Consider the following 3579-nt stretch of genomic DNA (forward strand, 5'->3'; position numbering starts at 1 on the left):
CGACGATGGAGGTTCCTACGCCATCCATCCGAAAGACCTCGACGTGACCGACACAACCCCGCCGGCCGGCTTCGGCCGCCCTGACCTCACCGCCTTCGCGGCTCATCCCAATCGACCCTGATCGGGTCTGCTGACCCCCTCGACGAGAACGCAGCGACATCACAGCCACCCAACCCCGACCGTCCGGGAAGCTGGGGCACGTCACACGGCCTGTGCTGCGGGCGTGTCGAGTGGGTCGTCCAGGGGCGACGCAGGAGCGTCGACGCGACGTGCTGAGAGGTGGTTCCAACCGAGCGCTAGGACACTGGCTACAGGCATGGCGATAGGTCAGGAACGGCGTCGCTCCCTGCGCAGGAGGGAGCGCAGAGTCTCGGCGTTCGCGTAGCCGACCCGTAGCGCGATCTCGGCGGAGGTGAGGTCCGTGGTTGCTGAGAGGTGCCGAGCTCGTTCGATGCGAAGCCGTTGGACGAAGCCGAGCGGAGTGAGGTTGAGCGCCGCACGGACTCGTCGTTCGAGGGTGCGCCGGCTGGTGCCGAGCGACTGCGCGACGAAGGCGACGTTGAACGGTTCGTCCAGGCGGGCGCGCACGAAGCGTTCGAACTCGACGACGATCGGGTCCTCGTGCCGGAGATGTTCGTAGGCGACGAAGGCCGCCTGCGACGGACGCTCGTCGATGATGAGGAGCTTGGCGACATGTTGGGCCAGGTCGGGGCTGATCGATCGCACGAGTGAGAGCGCGAGGTCGATGTGGGCGAACGCGGCGCCGGCGGTGACGAGGTTCCCGTCGACCACGACCATGGTGTCGAGATCGAGGGCGACGGTCGGATAGCGCTTCAGGAACTCCGGCCCCAGGAACCAACTGGTCGTCGCCCGCCGATGATGCATCCGTCCGGTCTCGGCGACAGCGAACACGCCGGTGCACGCCGCGGCGATCCGGGTGGTCGCCTCGTCGAGGCGCCCGAGCGAGGCGATGACCGAACGAGCATCTCGGCTCTGGAGGGCGTCGTGGGTCGCGGCGGCCGTGAGGGTTCCAAGCGCAGGGACGACGACCACGTCGAACTCTCCGGACTCCGACAGCGGGTGGTCCACCGACAGGGTCATCGATGCCGTCGTGGTCACTCGCCGTTTCGGTCCGAGGATGGCGAGTTCGATCGCGTCGATCCGCGGGTCGACATCGCTGCGGGCTCCGTCGGCCACCCGCACGATGTCGATGATCGACGCGACAGCCGAACCGAAGCAGCCGTCGATCGCGATCAGTCCGATACGCATGGCGCAAACAATAGCAATACTGCCGTATACGCCACTTCTCACATGCCCTTGCTCGTCATACGCTGAACTCGCTTCACCAAGAAACCTCGACACCTAGGAGAACCCCTCATGTCCACACCCGCATCACTTCCGTATGCCTTCGTCGCCAAGATCGTCGCGGCCGATGGACAGCACGACGCGCTCGCCGATCTGCTCGCCGGCGCTGTCGCGCTCGCCAACGAAGAAGTAGGAACGATTGTCTGGTTCGCGGTCAGGACCCACGCCGACACCTTCTGGATCTTCGATGCATTCCCCGACGAGGCCGCTCGCGACGCCCACGCCAACGGCGCCATCGTCGCAGCCCTGATGGCCAACCAGCACCTCCTCGGCGCAGCACCCGAGATCCTGGCGGCCGACGTCCTCGCGTCCAAGCTTCCGTAGTCCGCCAACGCACGAGACGATCGCGCCCCGCCGAGCCGTCGCCAGGTCGCGACGCAGCGCCACGCTGCGTTGCCGAGCGGTGCGAGGCCTATCGGCACACGGACAGGATGTCCGAGCGTTCATCCGGCGAGGGGTCCGTCGCAGAGGAGAGCGACGTCGGGTGTCGGGCAGAGCCGTGAGGCCAGCGCATCGCGCGACCATCAGAACCGAACCGCCCCTGCCCTACGTTTCCGCAGGTCAGGGGCTGTTCGCCGGAGCCGCCTGTCGGAATCGAACCGACGACCTAATCACGTCGGCTTTGCGTCTATCGCCTGATGCGCCCACTGGGCGAACGAGCCGCTGACCTGCGCGAACGCCGAGCGTGGGGGACGCCGCCATCCGGTGGTGACCGACGACGACCGACTAGTACCGACCGTTTCACCGGAGCTTGCGGCGGCGTCGAAGCCGAGCAAGCTCCATTCTTTTAGCTCACCGCGCCCTCCTTCTCGCCGGTCCCGTCGTCGTCGAAGACGTTTCAGGGGTCTTCTCAGATGCCGGTGTAGGTCGGCCGGGCGCGTCGGTCCGCAGATAGACGTCGAGGTCTCCCGACGATGGAGGTTCCTACGCCATCCATCCGAAAGACCTCGACGTGACCGACACAACCCCGCCGGCCGGCTTCGGCCGCCCTGACCTGACCGCCTTCGCTCGACTCGACGGCCTCGGTCTGAGCGTGATCGGGCAACGACTTGAACCGGATCGTGCGGTCCTCGCGTGCCGCGTGGTGGAACCAGATCAGTGGTGCCGACGGTGCGGCAGCGAAGGCGCTGCTCGTGACACCGTGATCCGGCGGTTGGCCCACGAGCCGCTGGGCTGGCGACCGACCGTGCTGGAAGTTGTAGTGCGCCGCTACCGCTGTGCCGACTGCGGACACGTGTGGCGCCAAGACACCAGCGCCGCGGCGGAGCCACGCGCGAAGCTCTCGCGCACCGGGCTGCGGTGGGCGCTGGAAGGGATCGTGGTCGCACACCTCACCGTCGCCCGTGTCGCCGAGGGACTTGGGGTCGCGTGGGACACCGCCAACAACGCGGTCCTGGCTGAAGGCAAGCGGCTGCTGATCAACGACCCCACGCGGTTCGAGGGCGTGAAGGTCATTGGCGTCGATGAGCAGGTCTGGCGCCACACCCGGCGTGGCGGCAAGTACGTCACCGTGATCATCGACCTCACCCCGGTCCGCGATGGCGCCGGCCCAGCAAGGCTGCTGGACATGGTCGAGGGCCGGTCGAAGGCGGCGTTCAAGACCTGGCTCGCCGACCGCGACGCCGCCTTCCGTGACGGGGTCGAGGTGGTCGCGATGGACGGCTTCACCGGGTTCAAGACCGCCGCTGCGGAGGAGATCCCGGACGCGGTCACGGTGATGGATCCCTTTCACGTCGTGCGCCTGGCCGGTGACGCCCTCGACAGGTGCCGGCGCCGGGTCCAACTCGCGATCCACGGGCACCGTGGGTTCAGGGACGACCCGCTCTACAAGTCGCGGCGCACGCTGCACACCGGCGCGGACCTGCTCACCGACAAGCAGAGCGACAGGCTACGCGCGCTGTTCGTTGATGACGCTCACGTCGAGGTCGAGGCGACCTGGGGTGTCTACCAGCGCATGATCGCCGCCTATCGCCACGAGGACCGGCAACGTGGCCGCGAGCTCATGGAGAAGCTGATCACCGACCTCAGCGCCGGCGTCCCCAAGGTGCTCACCGAGCTCACCACCCTGAGCCGGACCCTGAAGAAGCGAGCCGCTGACGTGCTCGCCTACTTCGAACGACCCGGCACCAGCAACGGGCCGACCGAGGCGCTCAACGGACGGCTCGAACACCTGCGCGGCTCCGCACTCGGGTTCCGCAACCTGACCAACTACAT

Annotated in this window: 3 protein-coding genes; 2 read left to right on the forward strand and 1 reads right to left on the reverse strand. The window is 67.4% G+C overall.

Features of this window, described 5'->3' with window-relative positions:
• Positions 1 to 327: 327 nt before the first annotated feature.
• Positions 328 to 1269, reverse strand: a complete 942-nt coding sequence (locus ACYVOF_RS20180; protein ID WP_068568955.1) for a GlxA family transcriptional regulator — start codon at positions 1267 to 1269, stop codon at positions 328 to 330.
• Between the two features lie 108 nt (positions 1270 to 1377).
• On the opposite strand from ACYVOF_RS20180, the gene ACYVOF_RS20185 reads away from it, so the two are divergent.
• Entirely contained in the window at positions 1378 to 1689 is a 312-nt protein-coding gene (locus ACYVOF_RS20185; protein ID WP_003941073.1) for a putative quinol monooxygenase, read from the forward strand.
• Between the two features lie 628 nt (positions 1690 to 2317).
• A partial coding sequence (locus tag ACYVOF_RS20190) for an ISL3 family transposase (protein WP_460869733.1) occupies positions 2318 to 3579 on the forward strand: 1262 nt, incomplete at its 3' end.

The sequence above is a fragment of the Rhodococcus aerolatus genome (genome assembly GCF_054783215.1).